This window comes from Streptomyces sp. CC208A, assembly GCF_030010625.1.
GTDB lineage: Bacteria > Actinomycetota > Actinomycetes > Streptomycetales > Streptomycetaceae > Streptomyces.
In genome coordinates, this window is sequence record NZ_JASCXN010000004.1 from 64,816 (window position 1) to 80,697 (window position 15,882).

General features: G+C 73.2%; 14 protein-coding genes and 1 tRNA gene. 4 read left to right on the top strand and 11 right to left on the bottom strand.

Annotation, left to right across the window (positions count from 1 at the left end):
* Positions 1-92 precede the first annotated feature (92 nt).
* Positions 93-338 carry a type II toxin-antitoxin system prevent-host-death family antitoxin gene (locus QK442_RS06445; protein WP_282692861.1) on the top strand — a complete coding sequence of 82 codons (246 nt, stop codon included), beginning with the start codon at positions 93-95 and terminating at the stop codon, positions 336-338.
* A 201-nt stretch (positions 339-539) separates the two neighbouring features.
* Here the strand turns inward: QK442_RS06445 and QK442_RS06450 are convergent, their stop codons facing one another.
* Positions 540-3,113: an ABC transporter permease gene (locus tag QK442_RS06450; RefSeq protein ID WP_282692862.1), complete on the bottom strand. Its 2,574-nt coding sequence runs from the start codon at positions 3,111-3,113 to the stop codon at positions 540-542.
* The gene (locus QK442_RS06455; protein WP_282692863.1) at positions 3,110-3,898 is read right to left on the bottom strand and encodes an ABC transporter ATP-binding protein; all 789 of its coding nucleotides are present in this window, start codon (positions 3,896-3,898) and stop codon (positions 3,110-3,112) included. The genes QK442_RS06450 and QK442_RS06455 overlap by 4 nt, the downstream gene beginning before the upstream one ends.
* Positions 3,899-4,089: 191 nt before the next feature.
* Here QK442_RS06455 and QK442_RS06460 point away from each other — a divergent pair, with 191 nt between their 5' ends.
* Positions 4,090-5,643, top strand: a complete 1,554-nt coding sequence (locus QK442_RS06460; protein WP_282692864.1) for an MFS transporter — start codon at positions 4,090-4,092, stop codon at positions 5,641-5,643.
* A gap of 39 nt (positions 5,644-5,682) precedes the next feature.
* Here the strand turns inward: QK442_RS06460 and QK442_RS06465 are convergent, their stop codons facing one another.
* Both QK442_RS06465 and QK442_RS06470 read right to left on the bottom strand, forming a co-directional pair.
* Positions 5,683-6,162, bottom strand: coding sequence for a nuclear transport factor 2 family protein (locus tag QK442_RS06465; RefSeq protein ID WP_282692865.1), 480 nt, complete (start codon positions 6,160-6,162; stop codon positions 5,683-5,685).
* A gap of 139 nt (positions 6,163-6,301) precedes the next feature.
* Positions 6,302-6,375: transfer RNA gene (locus QK442_RS06470), tRNA-Ala, on the bottom strand.
* 60 nt (positions 6,376-6,435) lie between these two features.
* On the opposite strand from QK442_RS06470, the gene QK442_RS06475 reads away from it, so the two are divergent.
* The gene (locus QK442_RS06475; RefSeq protein WP_282692866.1) at positions 6,436-6,777 is read left to right on the top strand and encodes a hypothetical protein; all 342 of its coding nucleotides are present in this window, start codon (positions 6,436-6,438) and stop codon (positions 6,775-6,777) included.
* A gap of 77 nt (positions 6,778-6,854) precedes the next feature.
* Here the strand turns inward: QK442_RS06475 and QK442_RS06480 are convergent, their stop codons facing one another.
* Positions 6,855-7,043 (bottom strand): DUF397 domain-containing protein, encoded by a 189-nt coding sequence (locus QK442_RS06480; RefSeq protein WP_282692867.1) that lies wholly within the window; start codon positions 7,041-7,043, stop codon positions 6,855-6,857.
* On the bottom strand, positions 7,040-7,825 hold the full coding sequence (locus tag QK442_RS06485) for a helix-turn-helix transcriptional regulator (protein WP_282693114.1): 786 nt from the start codon (positions 7,823-7,825) through the stop codon (positions 7,040-7,042). The genes QK442_RS06480 and QK442_RS06485 overlap by 4 nt, the downstream gene beginning before the upstream one ends.
* A gap of 199 nt (positions 7,826-8,024) precedes the next feature.
* On the opposite strand from QK442_RS06485, the gene QK442_RS06490 reads away from it, so the two are divergent.
* On the top strand, positions 8,025-8,507 hold the full coding sequence (locus QK442_RS06490) for an ATP-binding protein (protein WP_282692868.1): 483 nt from the start codon (positions 8,025-8,027) through the stop codon (positions 8,505-8,507).
* Between the two features lie 46 nt (positions 8,508-8,553).
* Here the strand turns inward: QK442_RS06490 and QK442_RS06495 are convergent, their stop codons facing one another.
* From QK442_RS06495 to QK442_RS06515, 5 genes are all read right to left on the bottom strand, one after another.
* On the bottom strand, positions 8,554-10,818 hold the full coding sequence (locus QK442_RS06495; protein WP_282692869.1) for a VCBS repeat-containing protein: 2,265 nt from the start codon (positions 10,816-10,818) through the stop codon (positions 8,554-8,556).
* 104 nt (positions 10,819-10,922) lie between these two features.
* Positions 10,923-11,297, bottom strand: coding sequence for a VOC family protein (locus tag QK442_RS06500; RefSeq protein WP_282693115.1), 375 nt, complete (start codon positions 11,295-11,297; stop codon positions 10,923-10,925).
* On the bottom strand, positions 11,294-12,118 hold the full coding sequence (locus tag QK442_RS06505) for a helix-turn-helix domain-containing protein (protein WP_282692870.1): 825 nt from the start codon (positions 12,116-12,118) through the stop codon (positions 11,294-11,296). Before QK442_RS06505 ends, QK442_RS06500 begins: the two co-directional genes overlap by 4 nt.
* Positions 12,119-12,346: 228 nt before the next feature.
* Positions 12,347-13,255 (bottom strand): cellulose-binding protein, encoded by a 909-nt coding sequence (locus QK442_RS06510; protein WP_282692871.1) that lies wholly within the window; start codon positions 13,253-13,255, stop codon positions 12,347-12,349.
* Between the two features lie 145 nt (positions 13,256-13,400).
* Positions 13,401-15,878 carry an SUKH-4 family immunity protein gene (locus QK442_RS06515; protein ID WP_282692872.1) on the bottom strand — a complete coding sequence of 826 codons (2,478 nt, stop codon included), beginning with the start codon at positions 15,876-15,878 and terminating at the stop codon, positions 13,401-13,403.
* Positions 15,879-15,882 lie beyond the last annotated feature (4 nt).

A 15,882-nucleotide genomic window follows, 5' to 3' on the forward strand; every position in this document is an offset into this window, starting at 1 on the left:
GGGGTGAAGGGAGGGGCGTCTCTTCGGCCGACCCGAATATTTTCGTCCGGCTACTCAGCCCACCCGCTGTAGTCGAGCCCCGAGAGGCCGCCATGGAAGCAGCCCCGCAGTACGACGTCCACGAGGTGTCGGCCCACTTCTCCGAGATCCTGGAGCTGGTCGCCGCCGGCGAGGAGGTGATCATAAGCAAGGCCGGCGAACCGGTCGCGAAGGTGATCCCGCCGAAGGGGAAGGTCCGGCGCACCGCACGAGGCTCCCTACGGGGCCGGATCACGGTCGCCGACGACGTCGACGAGCTCCCCGAGGGACGGGGCGAGGCATTCGGCGCGGCCGAGTGAAGCTCCTGCCCGCCCGGCAGGCGCGACGCCCCGCCACGGGCGCCGCGCCGCCGTTCCGTTGTGGGCAATCGTTCCTCCCCCAAGGACTTCGTCCAGGGGGTGCCCCCAGGGGACGCGGGCGCAGCCCGCACCGGGACGGGGTCCGGGGGCACCGCCCAGCGGGCCGCGCGCCCGCGCGGGGCCCGGCGGGGTGCCGCCCCGCTACTCGGTCGCGATCGCGTTCAGGACGTTCATGCGGCCCGCGCGGAACGCCGGGACCAGCGCCGCGAAAAGGCCCACGAAGGCGGAGCCGGCGAAGACCGTGAGGATCGTCGGCCAGGGGATCTCCAGGACGCCGAGGCCCTCCAGGGCGAGGAGTTTCTGCGCGGCGGTGCCCCAGGCCATGCCGAGGCCCAGGCCGAGCAGCGCGCCGAAGAGGGCGATGACGACCGACTCCAGGCGGATCATGCGGCGCAGCTGGCGGCGGGAGAGGCCGATCGCCCGCATGAGGCCGATCTCGCGGGTACGCTCGACCACCGACAGGGCCAGGGTGTTCACGACACCCAGGACCGCGACGATGATCGCGAGCGCCAGCAGGCCGTAGACGATGTTCAGGAGCTGGCCGACCTGGTTCTTCAGGTCCTCCTTGTAGTCGGCCTGGTCGGAGACCGTGTACTGGGGGTACGGGGCGAGCGCCGTCTTCAGGGCCTCGTACGCCGCGTCCTCCTGCCCGTCCTTCGCGCTGGCGAGCAGCAGCACGCTGGCCGGCAGCCGCTCGGCCGGCAGGTGCGCGCGGGCGGTGGCGACGTTCGTGTACATGGCGCCGTCGTCGACGTTGCCGACGTCCTTCGTGATCGCGGCGACCTTCAGCTTCGCCGTCGAGCCGTGGGTGAAGGCGACGGTCAGGGTGTCGCCGACCTTCACGCCGTGCTCGGTCGCGTAGTCGCTGCCGACGGACATCGCGCCGGGGGCGTACGCCGCCGCCAGGTCGCCGGCGGTGACCTCGCGCCTCAGGTCGCCCGGGTAGGTCGGCTCGGTCGCCGCCAGGCGTTCCTCCGACGCGGTGCCGCGCGGGTCGGTGATCCGGACGTCGACGGGGCGGTACTCGGTGACGTGGTCGAGGCCCGGGACCTTCTCCACGGCGGCCTGCGCCTGCGGCACGATCGGCGCGCCCATCCGGTTCCGGACGATGTAGTCCGCGCCGACGGACCGGTCGAGCTCGTCGGTGGCCGAGGCGACCATGGAGGAGCCGACGACGGAGAGGCAGGCGACGAGCGCGAGGCCGATCATCAGGGCGGCGCCGGTCGCGCCGGTGCGGCGCGGGTTGCGGAGCGCGTTCCGCTCGGCCATCCGGCCGACGGGCCCGAAGACCCGCAGGACGACCAGGCCCAGGGCGCGGACGACGCCGCCCGCGAGGACCGGGCCGATGACGACGAAGCCGAGCAGCGAGAGTACGACTCCGGCGCCGAGCCACAGCGAGCCCGTACCGGCCTTCTCGGTCTGGGTCGCGGCCCACAGCGCGCCGCCGCCGGCGAGCGTGAGGAGCAGCCCGAGCCCGCCGCGTACCCGTCCGGCGCGCCCGTCGGCGGGGGTGCCGGCGTCGCGGAGGGCGGCCATCGGGGAGACCTTCCCGGCCCGGCGGGCCGGGACGTAGGCGGCGAGGACGGTGACGAGGACGCCGAGGGCGAGGCCGACGGCCGGTGTCGTCCAGGCGACGGTGAGGTCGCGGGTGGACAGCTCCATGCCCATGGCCGACATGAGCTCCATCAGGCCGATGGCGAGCCCGACACCTGCGACGACACCGGCGACCGAGCCGACGAGCCCGAGGAGGACGGCCTCGACGAGCACGGAGCGGTTGATCTGCTCGCGGCTGGATCCGACGGCCCGGAGCAGGCCGATCTCGCGGGTGCGCTGGGCGACCAGCATGGAGAAGGTGTTGACGATGAGGAAGATGCCGACGAGGAAGGCGATCCCGGCGAAGCCGAGCATCGCGTACTTCATGATGTCGAGGAACTCGCCGACGTCCTTGCGGCCCGCGTCGGCCACCTCGTCAGCGGTTTGGATTTTGTATCCGTTCCCCAGTGCGGCGGCGACGTCCGCCCTCAGCGTCTCGTCCGCGACCCCCGGCCCCGCCTCCACCATGACCTGTGTGAACAGCCCCTCCTTGCCGAGGAGTTCACGCTGCGCGGTCGCGGTGTCGAAGTAGACGACGGTGGCACCCGGGTTGGTGACCTTGAACTCGACGATGCCGGAGATCTTCGCGGTGAAGTCGCCGGCGGCGGAGATCGTACGGAGCGGGTCGCCGACCTTCAGACTGTGCTTGTCGGCGGTGCCCCGGTCGACGACGACGTCGGCGGGACCGCGCGGCTCACGCCCCTCGGCGAGCTCGACCGAGCGGAGCTCGTACGGGCTCCAGTTGACGGCGATCGTCGGGGCGCCGGTGGTCGGCCCGACGTTCTTGTCGCCCTTGTCGACGACGGTGACGCCCATGGAGGTGACGGAGCCCTGCGCGTCCGCGACGCCCTGCGCCTTCCGCACCTCGGCGACGACCGAGTCCGGGAAGGAGTCGGGGCGGCCGGTGGCCGGGTGCTCGTCGGTCGGGTCGGAGCCCGCCGGGGAGACGGTGACGTCGGAGGCGGTGACGGCGAAGAGCTTGTCGAAGGTCGTGTTCATCGTGTCGGTGAAGACCAGGGTCCCGGACACGAACGCGACGGAGAGGAGCACGGCGACGGCGGAGAGCGCCATCCGCCCCTTGTGCGCGAGGACGTTTCTCAGCGAGGTTCTGAACACGGTCACGACGTCCGCCCCCGCGCGTCGAAGTCCTTCATGCGATCCAGGACGGCGTCGGCCGTCGGCCGCTCCATCTCGTCCACGATCCGCCCGTCCGCCAGGTACAGCACCCGGTCCGCGTAGGAGGCGGCGACCGGGTCGTGGGTGACCATGACGATCGTCTGCCCCAGCTCGTCGACCGACTGCCGCAGGAAGCCGAGGACCTCGGCACCGGCCCGCGAGTCCAGGTTCCCGGTCGGCTCGTCCCCGAAGATGATCTCCGGCCGGGCGGCGAGCGCCCGCGCGACGGCGACCCGCTGCTGCTGCCCGCCGGACAGCTCGGTCGGCCGGTGCTTCAGCCGCCCGGCGAGCCCCACGGTGTCGACGACCCGGTCCAGCCACGCCCGGTCGGGCTTGCGGCCCGCGATGTCCATCGGCAGCGTGATGTTCTCCAGCGCGCTCAGCGTCGGCAGCAGGTTGAACGCCTGGAAGATGAAGCCGATCCGGTCCCGGCGCAGCCGGGTGAGCTTCCTGTCCCCGAGCCCGGTGATCTCGGTCTCGTCGAGGAAGATCTGCCCGCTCGTGACGGTGTCGAGCCCGGCCAGGCAGTGCATCAGGGTCGACTTGCCGGACCCCGAGGGGCCCATGATCGCGGTGAACCGGCCGCGGGCGATGTCCACGTCGACGTGGTCCAGGGCGACGACCCGGGTCTCCCCGGAGCCGTACGCCTTGACGACCTGCCGCGCCCGCGCGGCGACGGCCGTACTCCCTCCGGTACCCCCGTGCTTGAGGGCGGTCACAGGCGTGGTCACGGTCTTCTCCTCAACAGACGCGAGCGGTGTGTAAGAACAAGCTAAGAACCGCGCCCGCCGCTTCTCGTCCTCCGCCGGGACGACCGTCCCCTGGCTCGTATGAGGGAGGACCCCTTAGGGGTTCCTCAGCCCCTGGTCGGAGTGAGACCCTGTCCGCGCACATTTAGGTGTACGAAGAATGAGATACGAGAATGAGAGACGACGGGGAGGACGGCAGGGTGACGGACGGCAGAACGGCCCCGGCGCACACCGCCCCCGCGCCCCCGCGCCCGGACCGCCGCCGCGGCGCGGTCGCGGCCGCCCTCATGCTCTGCATGGCGCTCGCCGCCCTCGACGGCACCGTCGTCGCCACCGCCGTCCCCCAGATCGTCGGCGACCTCGGCGGCCTCTCCGTCTTCTCCTGGCTCTTCTCCGGCTACCTCCTCGCCGTCACCGTCACCCTCCCCGTGTACGGCAGGCTCAGCGACACCTTCGGCCGCAAACCGGTCCTCGTCGCCGGCACCCTCGCCTTCCTCGCCGGCTCGCTCCTCTGCGCCGCCGCCTGGAACATGGCCGCCCTCATCGCCTTCCGCATCGTCCAGGGCCTCGGCGGCGGCGCCCTCCAGGGCACCGTCCAGACGATCGCCGCCGACCTGTACCCGCTCAAGGAACGCCCCAGGATCCAGGCGAAACTGTCCTCCGTGTGGGCCACCTCGGCGGTCGCGGGCCCGGCGGTCGGCGGGCTCCTCGCCGGGTACGCGGACTGGCGCTGGATCTTCCTCGTCAACCTCCCGGTCGGCGGCCTCGCCCTCTGGCTGATCGCCCGCCACCTCAAGGAACCGGCCCGGGCGGACAGGAAGAAGACCCCGGTACGCATCGACTGGCCCGGCGCCCTCGGCGTCTTCGCGACCGGCGCCCTCCTCCTGACCGCCCTCGTGCAGGGCGGCGTCGCCTGGCCCTGGCTCTCCGCCCCCTCCCTGGGCCTCCTGGGCGGCGCGGCGCTCCTGGCCGGCCTCACGGTCGTCGTGGAGCGGCGCGCGGCCGAGCCGATCATCCCCGGCTGGGTCTGGCGCCGCCGTACGATCGCCGCCGTCAACCTCGCCCTGGGCGCCCTCGGCCTCCTGATGGTCGCCCCTGTCGTCTTCCTCCCGACCTATGCCCAGGCGGTCCTCGGCCTCGGCCCGATCGCCGCCGGTTTCGTCCTCTCCGCGTGGACGCTGAGCTGGCCCGTCTCGGCCGCGTTCTCGAACCGCGTCTACAACCGCATCGGCTTCCGCCTGACCGCCGTCCTCGGCATCACCGGCGCCCTCGCCCTGCTGCTCGCCTTCCCGTTCCTCCCGTACCCCGGCGAGCCCTGGCAGCCCGCCCTCCTGATGCTCGCCCTCGGCGCCTGCCTGGGCCTCTTCCAGCTCCCGCTGATGGTCGGCGTCCAGTCCACCGTCCCGTACGAGGAACGGGGCACCACCACCGCCTCCGTCCTCTTCTGCCGCCAGGTCGGCCAGAGCGTCGGCGCGGCGGCCTTCGGCGCGGTCGCGAACACGGTCCTCGCGGCCCGCCTGGGCGCCGGCACGGACCTCGACACGCTGGCGCGCTCCCTGGACACCACCGGCGCCGCCACCGAGTCCGTACGCCGCGCGGTCGACGCGGCGGTCGACCGGGTCTACCTCGGCGCGGCGGCGGCAGCGGCCCTCGCCCTCCTGGCCCTCCTCACGGTGGCCCCCCGCCGCTTCCCGATCCTGAAGGAAGCGACGGGGGACGAGAAGTAGAGGGCGACGGTATCCGTTCCGTATGCGACCGCCCCGGCCTCAGGCCGTGAGGGCGGGAACGAAGTCGTCCGGCAGCCGAGGAGGAGCCCCCCGGGTCCACACCACCCGCAGCGCCGAAGCGGCGATCCGCCACCCGTCACCCGTCCGAACCAGCTCGTTGTCGACATGCCCGGCGGAGACGAACAGCCCCTCCGACCCGTCCGCCAGAACGTGCGTGCTCAACTGGGCGCCCCGCACGGTGGCCCGGTCCCCGTCGACCTCGACGACGAGGTCGGTCCCCATGTGCACGGTCCGCTCGAACAGCGCCATCGCCCGCCGGATGTGAGCCAGGAGGGCGTCCCGCCCGTGAACCGTGCCGATGGGCATCTCGGCGGTGACGTCCTCGGTGTGGAACGCCCGAGCCCACTCCTCGTCGAAGACCCCCACGTCCAGGGACCGCAGGTAGCGGCCCATCAGGTCGGTGATCTCGGCACGGTCGGTCAGCGTCCGCAGCTGTCGCTGCATCTCTTCGATGTCCATGCGGAAAGCCTCGTCCCTCAAGTCCACTTGAGGTCAAGTGCCGCGCCCACGCCTGTCGCGACCTCGACGCACCGGACGCCATGAGCGAGGACCGAGGCGCTCCCAGGCGTCGCGGGAAGCCGCCAGAAAGAGAACGGGACGGGGCCGGCCGGATTCGAACCGGCGTCCTCCCACATGCGGTGAAGGCGCGACCACCACTGCGCTACGAGCCCCGTCCCTCCGGGGATCATACGAGCCCGAGCACTTCACCGCTTCGAACAAAGGCCGGTCCCCATGGAGGAACAGACACCAGCCGTGCAGGCCCTGAGCCGCTCGTACGTCACCGCCGACGGCCTCCGGTTCGACGTCACCGGGATGACGGTCGAGCACCACCCGGACCGCAGCGCGACGCTGACGTACCGGCTGACCGTGCGCCGCCGGGGCCGCCCGGACGAACGATGGGTGGTCGCCCTGCCCTGGCACGACAAGTCCTGGGCGGACGTGCTCACCTCACCCGCGCCCCCTCCCGACCGACTGGGGCACCTCGTGCGCCTCGTCCACGCCCACCTGGAGGAGTGGTGGGACACGAAGGCGCACAACCGCAGGTCGGCGAAGCTGGGGCGGCGACTCGCCTGACCTCTCGTAGCACACGCGGGGCCCTGCCCGTCCGGCTCGGACAGGCAGGGCCCCCGTACGTACAGGCGGCGGCTGTACTACTCCGCCGAGGCGAGCCCGACAAAACCCGCCCACGCGTCATGCGACACCCGGAGCGCCGGCCGGGCCACGTCCTTGGAGTCGCGGACGTGCACGGCGCCCGCGCCTGCCGCGACCTCGATGCACTGGCCGCCCTCGGTTCCGCTGTAGCTGCTCTTGAACCAGGCGAGGGGCTCGGCGTTGTTCATAGCTCTCCCAGCAACTTCTCGATGAACGCAAGCGACTCTCGCGGGGTGAGAGCCTGTGAACGGATGATCCCATAGCGTGCGGCGGCGAGAACGGTCTGCTCGGGATCGGTTACCAGCGAGCTGGTGTTCTGCGCCTCGACGTAGAGGAACTTCTTGCCGTCCTTGCGCGTGACGACCGTGAACGGGCCGTTCACACCCGCGTTGTCCTCGCAGTCGGTCGGCATGACCTGGAGTTCGACGTTACGCCGCTGCCCGATCAGGAGCAGGTGCTCCAACTGCCCTCGCAGGACGCTGGTCCCGCCGTACCGGTGCCGCAACACCGACTCGTCCATGACGAAGCTCAGCAGAGGGGCGGGACGTCGCTCGAAGATGTCCTGCCGCGCCAGCCGGGCCGTCACCCGCTGCTCGATCGTCTCCTGGTCCAGCGGCGGACGCCGCATGGCCAGGAGCGCCCTCATGTACTCCTCGGTCTGGAGCAGGCCGTTGACCACCATCGTGTCGTACATCAGCAGCTCGATCGCCTGCTTCTCCAGCTGCGCCATCCCCTGGAAGAAGACGGGGTACTGCGCCTGCTCCAGCTGCTCCTTCCAGACGGTCAACAACCCGCCCGCGTCCAATACTTCATCAGACCGGTCGACCGCGCGCGGGGGCGGGATCCTCCGGCCCTGCTCGAAGGAGGCAATGGTCGACGCCGAATACCCCAGCCGCTTGCCGAACTCCTCCCGTTCCATCCCCGCCCGCGTCCGCAGCGTCTTCAGACTCTGCCCGAACGCCGCCACCACACCCCTGCTGGACTTGTCCGCCGTCTGACCGGACTCCGTCTCGGCCTCAGGCTCGGGCCCCGTCTCAGGTACCGCGCCCGCCTGCTCTTTCGCCACCGCACCACACCTCTCGTACCGGCGCCGACACCCCACGTACAAGCAGATCACGTCAGCGCGTCACCACTGGTCACGCTACGCCACCAAGAGGACCTTGGGAGGCATGACGAGCAACATCGGAAGCCCCACCGGCCCCACCCAACTCACGGGCACCTCCCCCTACTTGAACACCCGTTCCTTCGCCCTGCGGTTCACCTCCACACCCCGCGGCGCCCGGCTCGCGCGGCGGCTGGTCGCCGTGCGGCTGGACGAGTGGGGGGTGCCGTACGGGAGCGAGGCACACGAGGCCGTCGTGCTGGTCGCGGGCGAGCTGGCGACGAACGCGGTGCGGCACGGGCATGTGCCGGGGCGGGACTTCCACCTCTCCCTCCGCGTCACGGAGGCGCCCCGGGCGGTGGCCCGGGTCGAGGTGAGCGACACACGGGCGGAGCGCGTACCGCCCCGGCCCGGTCGTCTTCCGGAGCCGGAACCCGGGGAAGGGGGAAGGGGGTTGCTGCTCGTCGGCGGGCTGGCCGAGCGGTGGGGGTGGCATCCACGGCTCGGCGCGCCGGGGAAGACGGTGTGGGCGGAGTGCGCCCTCGGCTGAGGGGCCGGCCGCTGCCGGAGGGGCAGCGGTCGGCGCACGGGGCGGGCTAGAAGACGGAGTCGTACGAGAAGCCCTGGGTCAGGCCCTTCTGGACGCCGCGCTTGAAGGGGGCCGACCAGTCGCCCGTACCCGCGTAGAAGGTCTCGCCGCCGTTCCACGCGACGAGGTCGGCACGTCCGTCGCCGTTGGCGTCTCCGACGGCTGTGAGGCCCTTGAAGACGCCCCACCCTCCGCCCACCCGCTTCCGGGCCGCGAAGGTGCCGTCTCCCTTGCCGAGGTACAGCCAGAGCACGCCCGCGCGGTCCCGGGCGAGGAGGTCTCCGGCGCGGGCGCCGCCGAGGTTGCCGGTGGCGGTGAGCTCGTTGTAGATCCCCCAGCCGCCGCCGACCCGCTTGCGGGTGGCGAACGGGGAGGTGGCGTTCCCGGTGCCCGGGTAGAGCCACAGGACGCCGGACCTGTCGGAGGCGAGGAGGTCGGGGCGGCCGTCTCCCGTCACATCGCTGCCGCCGGTGATCCGGTCGTAGACCTGCCAGCCGCCGCCGATCCGCGTCCGGGGCGCGAGCGGCGCGTTCCGGTCGCCGGTTCCCTGGTAGAGCCAGAGCGTGCCGGAACGGTCGCGGGCGACGCTGTCGGGTGCGGAGCCGCCGGCCACGTTCCCGACGGACACGAGCCGGTCGTAGGCCTTCCAGCCGCCGCCCACCCGCGAGGCGCCGGTGGCCGTGAGGGAGCCGCCGGGGGCGGTGGGCATGGTGCCGAAGCGCCACAGCACCCCGCCGGGGTCCCGGGCGAGGAGGTCGGCCGTGCCGTCGTCGTCGTAGTCATGGGCGGCGGCGGGCCGGCTCACGGTGAACCGGCCGGTGGTGACCAGCGTGGGGCCGATGCCCTCGTCCGGGCGGGCGGTGAGCTCCCACTCGTACGCACCGTTGCGGGCGGGGCCGGGACCGCCCTCCAGGTCCTTGCCGTCCCAGTGCCAGGCGAAGCGGCGCGGCGTCCCGGCGGCGACGCCGTACGGTACGGTCCACCCCTCGTACACGGTCTGCCGGCTGCGCACATGGGTCAGCGTCAGCCACACCCGGCTGTCCGCCCGGGACAGGTCCCAGCCGAAGTCGACGCCGCGGGCGACCTGTTCACCGGTGAGCGCCTTCGGGACGGTGGAGCCGGTGAGGGTGACGACGGTCGACTGGCCCGTGGCCGCGACCAGTTCGACGACCGGGCGGCCGCCGTCGGCGCGCGGCGAGATCCGGTACAGCCCTTCGCCCCGGTCGGGCGTGCCGCCGCGCACCAGGAGCGTGCCGCCGGGGCCGGAGACGGCGGAGGAGTGGGCGGTGAGGAGCTGGACCTTCTCGCCCGTCTCGACGGACTCGGCGGTGAAGGGCCGCACCGGGAGCGCGGACGCGCCGTTGGGGTTGCCGGTGGTGTCGATGTGGACCTGCTGCCCCTGGACGAGCCATCCGCCGACGAGGTGGAACGCGTCGTACGAGCTGCCGCTCGCCTTGATCAGCTTGCGCTCGGACGTGCCGCGCCGGTGCACGCCGAACCACTCCGTGGTCCCGTCGGACTCCCGCCACGCGGCGTACGTGTCGGAGATCGCGTTCTTCCGCTGAGGCACGCCCCGGCCGTCCAGGACCTGCGAGAACTCCACGGTCGCCGTGGTGAGGTCGACGACCGCCTTGACGCCCGGACCGTCCGCGACGCCCCAGCAATCGAAGACCGCGGCACCGGCCGTGTAGCCGCCTTCGTCGCCGAAAGAACAGTTGTCGGGCAGTCCCGCGATCGGGCGGCCGGTCAGCTTGCCGTCCTGGACGGTGAAAAGACGCGTGCGGTAGCTGTCCTCCCTGGCCTGGTCGAGGACGACGAGGGTGGAACCGTAGACCGCGTAGACCTCGGAGCCGGTGCCGAGCGCGTCGAGGTCCACCACGACCGGCCCGGCCGCCGCCGACGCGGGTGTGGACATGTCCTGGAGTTTCAGGACCCGGTTGTCCGGCAGGTAGGCCCGCTCGCCGGTGACGACGAGGTCCGAGGCCCCACCGGCCGCGAAGGCCCCGGGCACCGGGGTCGAGGACCCGTCCGCGTACCAGGTCCAGCGGTACTCGGGCGTACTGCCCCGGGTCTTCGACAGGAAGCCGCTCGGCCCGGCGCCGACGACGTCCGCGTTGCGCGGGAACGGTACGGCGGTCTGCTGCTGGTCCTGCGCGGCGAGCGGCACGGCGGCCGTGGCCGGGAGCGCGGTGAGCGTGCCGCCGGTGGCGGCGAGGGCGATGGCGACGGCGGCGGCCGCGAGACGGCGGCCGCGCGTGGGCATGAATTGCATGAACGTTTTCCCCTCCCCTGGGAGAGAGGAAGGTATCCGACGGCCCATTTCCGGCCACGGGCAGGGCGAACCCCGGGTCAGGGGGCGGTACCACCGTCAGCCGGTCACGCGCCCCGCCGCCTCCGGGGCGAGACGCAGAAGGGGTGGCCGGCCGGGTCCAGGAGGACGCGCCACAGGTCGGGGCGGGGCTGGTGCGGGGGGAGGGTGGCGCCCAGGGCGGTCAGGGCGGCCACCGCCTCGTCCAGGTCGTCCACCTCGAAGTCGAGGTGGAGCTGGGGCGGGACCTCGCCGGCCGGCCAGGTCGGCGGGCGGTGGTCCTCGACCCGCTGGAAGCCGATGAGCAGGCCGCCGCCCTCCCCGACCAGGCCCGCGAAGCCGGCGTCCGAGCGCTCGTGCGGGGACAGGCCGGTGGCCTCCGCGTAGAAGGCGGCCAGGGCGAGCGGATCGGGGCAGTCCAGGTTCACGGCCGTCAGGGTCATGCGCACGGCGGGGCTCCGGGTGTGTAGATGCTGAGGTTGATGCGGGCTCCCGGCGCGGCGACCGGTTCGGCCAGGCAGGTCGTGAGGAGGCCGGGGCCGTGGACGGCGTGGCGGACGGGGAGCGCGATGCCGTCGGTGTAGGCGACGGGGACGGAGGCGCAGGCGCGGTAGAGCGGACCGGTCGTCGGGTCGGCCAGGACATCCCGTACGAGACGGGCGAGGACGGGGCTCTCGGGGCGCTGCTCCACGGCCTGTTTGAAGTGGGGCAGCATGGCCGGCGCCCAGTGGGTCTCCCAGTGCGTCAGGGTCTCGGTGCGGGCCCGGGTGTCGAGCAGCAGGTACCGCATGATGTTGAGCGGGGCCCGGCCCGGCGGGAAGAGGCGGCGGTACTCCTCGTTGTGCGCGATGACCGTGAACTCGGCGTCGCTCACGTACGCCACCGCGCCGCCGATCCCGTCGAGGATCTGCTGCCAGGTGTCGGCGACGGACATCCCCGAGCCGCTGTGCAGCGTGCGCGGCGGGTTCTCCTTGCGGGTCAGCCGCCACAGGAACGTCCACTCCTGCTCGCTCAGCTCCAGGACCTTCGCGACCGCGGCGAGGAAATCGCCGCTGGGGCGCGGGAGCCGACCGTTCTCGAAGCGGTTGTACGTGCCCCGGGAGCGCAGCAGCAGATCGTCCATCTGCTCCTGGTTCAGCCCGGCGGCCCGCCGTCCCGGACCGGGCGCGCGCCGGGGAAACCCCCTGCTCTCCGGGGCGATCGCGGCCCGGCGCTCCTGGAGGATCCGCTTCAGGGAACGCCGGTCGTCGGGAGAGATGCGCACCTGGGGACCCACCGCGTCGGGCGGACCGCGGCAGCGGCCCGGGAGAACGTTTTCGGACAGCCGAGATTATTGTCTGCAACTTTGTCGCGTGGAAAGGGAGGGACCGATGCGGAAGACTTCCTTCCAAGGCCCCCCACGGCCTCGGTCGTCCACCGGGGTCTCCGGCTGCGGGTCGGGTCGCGGGGGAGTCGATCCGCAGCCGGGGCCTGGGGATTCGTCTTCAGGAGGTCAGTTCTCGGGGGCCTCGGGGTTGTCCCGTTCCGTACCGGAAGCGCCGGGCCCCGCCGGCCGGCCCGTCAGGGCCGCGAGCGAGCTGCGGATGTGCTCCATGTGGGAGTGGATCTCGTCGCGCGCCTCGTCGTGCTCGCGCAGGACGCGTTCCGTCTCGCGCTCGATCCGCTCGCCCTTCAGCCGGGCCTCCGCCAGGATCTCCCCCGCCTTCGCCTCCGCGTCCTCCTGCCGGTGCCGCATCTCCTGCTCCGTGCGGGCGAGGGCACGGCGGGCCTCCTCCAGACGGGCCTCGGCCCCGGCGATCAGCTCGGCGTGGCGGGCGTCGAGCTCGGCGGCGGCCGTCTCGGCGGCGCGTTCGGCCTCGGTACGGCCGGTGCGGTGCTCCTCGGCCTGGCGGGCCAGGAGTTCGGCCGCGCGGCGCCCGGTCTCCTCGTACGTCTCCGCCGCCGCGGCCCTGGCGCCCTCGGCGTCACGGCGGGCGATGACGGTCAGCTCCTCGGCCCGTTCGCGGGCGGCCTCCAGGGTCGCGCGGGCCTGCGCCTCGGCCGCGGCCCGTACCCCTTCCGCGTACGCGTCGGCCGCCTCGCGCGCCTCCCGGGCCGCCGTGGCGGCGGCCTCCGCGACCTCCTGGGCCTCCGCCTCGGCCGCGCGGACCAGCCGCTCGTCCTCCTGCTCCGCGAGCCGCAGGATCTGCTGCGCCGCCTCGCCCAGGGACTCGTACCGCTGCGGCTTCAGCCCCGCCACGGCCTCCCGCAGCCGGGCCAGCTCGGCCTCCGCCTCCTCGGCGAGGACGGCGAGCCGCGCGGCCCGCTCCCACGCCGCGTCATGGTCCCCGGACAGTGCGGCGAGGTAGCGGTCGACCTGCTCCGGGCGGTACCCCCGACCCCGTCCGACGGCGAAACTCATCCCTGGCGCCCCTTCCCTACGGTCTCACCCCTCCAGGATGCGCCATAAGAACGGACAAAAGGCGCCCGATGCGATCACGCGTCGAGCGCCCTTCATCACATTCCGCCTAAGTGGCCGTCCTCAAGGGGGCGCCCTCAAGGGGGCGTCAGAGCAGACCGTCCCACATCTGCTCAAGGAGCACCGACCACCAGTTCTCCGGCGACGACAGCGCCGCCGGGTCCAGCATCGCCAGCTGCGCCTGGAAGTCCACCGTCCAGCGGCCCGCCTGCTCCGGCGTGAGCCCGAACCGCAGCCGCCACATCCGGCCGAGCAGCGCCATGCACCGCACGAACTCCGGCAGCCCCGTGTTCACGAACTGCGGCGGCACCGACGCCCCGCCCGGACCCGCCTCCACCGGCACCGCCACGATGTGCGCGGTCCCGTACTGGACACAGATCGCCCGCCCGAAGTCCGAACCGAGCACCAGGTACGAGCTCGCGTCCGGCGCCGCCGGCACCTGCCGCTGCGCCGCCAGCTCCGCCAGCGTCGGCACCACCGGCATCGCCGGCTGCGCCCAGAAGAACGGCCCGAAGTCCGCCGGCAGACCCGCCCACAGGAGCGTCACCGCCACCAGCTCCGGCACACCCTGCCGGGACACCGCCCGCTGGTCGAACCGGACGATCCCCGGCCCGAACGCCCCCGCCAGCTCCTGCGCCACGCCCTCCGGGGGCACCGGCGGCGCCGGCTGCACCGGCGGCAGCGGAGCCCGTACCGGAGCAGGACGCGCCGGACCGTCCGCCACCTGGTGCAACTCGCCCTGGTGCGTGAGGAGTTGACGCATGCCCTGCTGCCGTCCCGCGTGATCGCGGCCGTACGGGGCGATGCTGGTGATCCGCGCCTGCGGCCACGTCTCGCGGATCATCCGCGCGCAGTAACCACCGGGCAGCTCACAGGACTCCAGCTCCGTGTGCAGTTCGAGCACCTGCTGCGGCGGCACACCGAGCCCGCGCAGCTCGTGCAGGATCTGCCACTCCGGATGCGGCGTACCCGGCGCCGAACGCCGGATGATCTGCTGCTCCGAACCGTCCGGCGCCCGGTACCGCAGCACCGCCTGATACCCCGGACCGACCGTCGGCACCCCGGCCGGCGGCTGCTGCGGATACCCGTACGCAGGAGCGGGACCAGGAGCGGGAGCCGGAGCAGGCGCAGGAGCGGGAGCAGGCGCGGGGGGACGCGGCGCGGCCGGCGCCGCCGGGGCCGGGCCCGGCGGAGGCGGCGGCGTACCCGGACCGGCACCCGGGCCGCCCGGACCCGGCTGGGCCAGCATCGTCGGCGCGTGCTCGATCCCGTGCGCCGGCGTCCCCGGACCACCGGGAGCACCCGGCGGCGGAGGCGGAGGCGGCGGCGCGGCCTGACCGCCACCGGTACCGCCCGGACCCGGATGCGCCAGCATCGTCGCCGCGTGGTGCACCGGCTGCGGCGGCGTCACCGGACCCGGCGGCGCCGGCGGCGGAGGCGGCGTGGCCCCCGACGGCGGCGGCGTCTGCGGCATCATCTGCGTCGGTACGTACGCGGCCGCCGGCGCCGACCCGCCCGAGGTACCACCGGGCACCCCCGGCGGAGACGGCGGCGCGACCGGAGCGGAAGCCGTCTTCTTCGGCGTCATCGGCGCCTTGCTCGTCGCCGCGTCCGCGATGTCCCCCGCACCCGGCGGAACGACCGGCGGAGCCGCCGGAGGCGGCGGCGTGGCACCCGACGGCGGAGGCGCGGCCGGGTCGAGACGCGGCGCCACGGCCGTCTTCGGCAGCGCACTGCCACCCTGCATCAGCGCCGTCGGCGCGTCCGCGCCCACCACCGGCGCCGGCGCGTCCTCGTCATCGGCCCCCGACAGCGGCGGCGCGAACACGGTCGCCGGCAGCGGCACACCCTCCACCCCGCCGGAACTCGCGTTGGCGTCCACCCACGGACTCCCCGGCGGCGTCACGGGCGGCACCACGGGCGGCGTCGCCGGAACCCCGTCCATCGCCGTCGGCTCGTACTCCGCCTCCTCGGACGAAACAGAAGAGGAAGAGGAAGAGGAGGCGGAAGAAGAGGAAGAAGAAACAGGGGCAGAAGAGGGCGCGACAGAAGCACCCGCCCCCTCCGACGCCTCCGACACCCCGGACTCCGCCGACGACACCGACGCCCCCGGCACCGAACCCGTGTCCGCGTCGGCCTCCGCCTCCGCGTCCTCCCGCTCCTCCTGCGACGCGTTCGGCCGCTGCGGCAGACCGATCTTGTCCGCCGCGTCCTGCAACCACTCCGGCGGACTCAGCAGGAACGACGTCTGGTTCAGGTCGATCCGCGCCGGCGGCACGGCCGCAGCGGGCGCCGAAGCCTCCGCCTCGACCCCGTACTCCTCCTCGTACCGCCGGATCACCTCACCCACCGGCAACCCCGGCCACAGCGTCGCCTCACCCGAATCCCGCGCGATCACCAGCCGCTGCCGCCCCGTGTCCGCCGTCGGACCGCCCTCGCGACCCTCCGCCCACACCACGAAACCCAGCCCGAACTCCCGTACCCGCACCTCCTGATGCTGATACGGAGGCAGATCACCGTTGACCCACTCCTCGGCGCGCTCCTGCGCCTGCGCGAACGTCACCACAGCC

What these genes read in the sequence shown, in the direction of transcription:
- QK442_RS06475 (WP_282692866.1), top strand. Translation starts at nt 6,436, where the DNA reads ATGGAGGAACAGACACCAGCCGTGCAGGCCCTGAGCCGCTCGTACGTC.
- QK442_RS06500 (WP_282693115.1), bottom strand. Translation starts at nt 11,297, where the DNA reads ATGACCCTGACGGCCGTGAACCTGGACTGCCCCGATCCGCTCGCCCTG.
- QK442_RS06495 (WP_282692869.1), bottom strand. Translation starts at nt 10,818, where the DNA reads ATGCAATTCATGCCCACGCGCGGCCGCCGTCTCGCGGCCGCCGCCGTC.
- QK442_RS06460 (WP_282692864.1), top strand. Translation starts at nt 4,090, where the DNA reads ATGAGAGACGACGGGGAGGACGGCAGGGTGACGGACGGCAGAACGGCC.
- QK442_RS06465 (WP_282692865.1), bottom strand. Translation starts at nt 6,162, where the DNA reads ATGGACATCGAAGAGATGCAGCGACAGCTGCGGACGCTGACCGACCGT.
- QK442_RS06510 (WP_282692871.1), bottom strand. Translation starts at nt 13,255, where the DNA reads ATGAGTTTCGCCGTCGGACGGGGTCGGGGGTACCGCCCGGAGCAGGTC.
- QK442_RS06490 (WP_282692868.1), top strand. Translation starts at nt 8,025, where the DNA reads ATGACGAGCAACATCGGAAGCCCCACCGGCCCCACCCAACTCACGGGC.
- QK442_RS06480 (WP_282692867.1), bottom strand. Translation starts at nt 7,043, where the DNA reads ATGAACAACGCCGAGCCCCTCGCCTGGTTCAAGAGCAGCTACAGCGGA.
- QK442_RS06445 (WP_282692861.1), top strand. Translation starts at nt 93, where the DNA reads ATGGAAGCAGCCCCGCAGTACGACGTCCACGAGGTGTCGGCCCACTTC.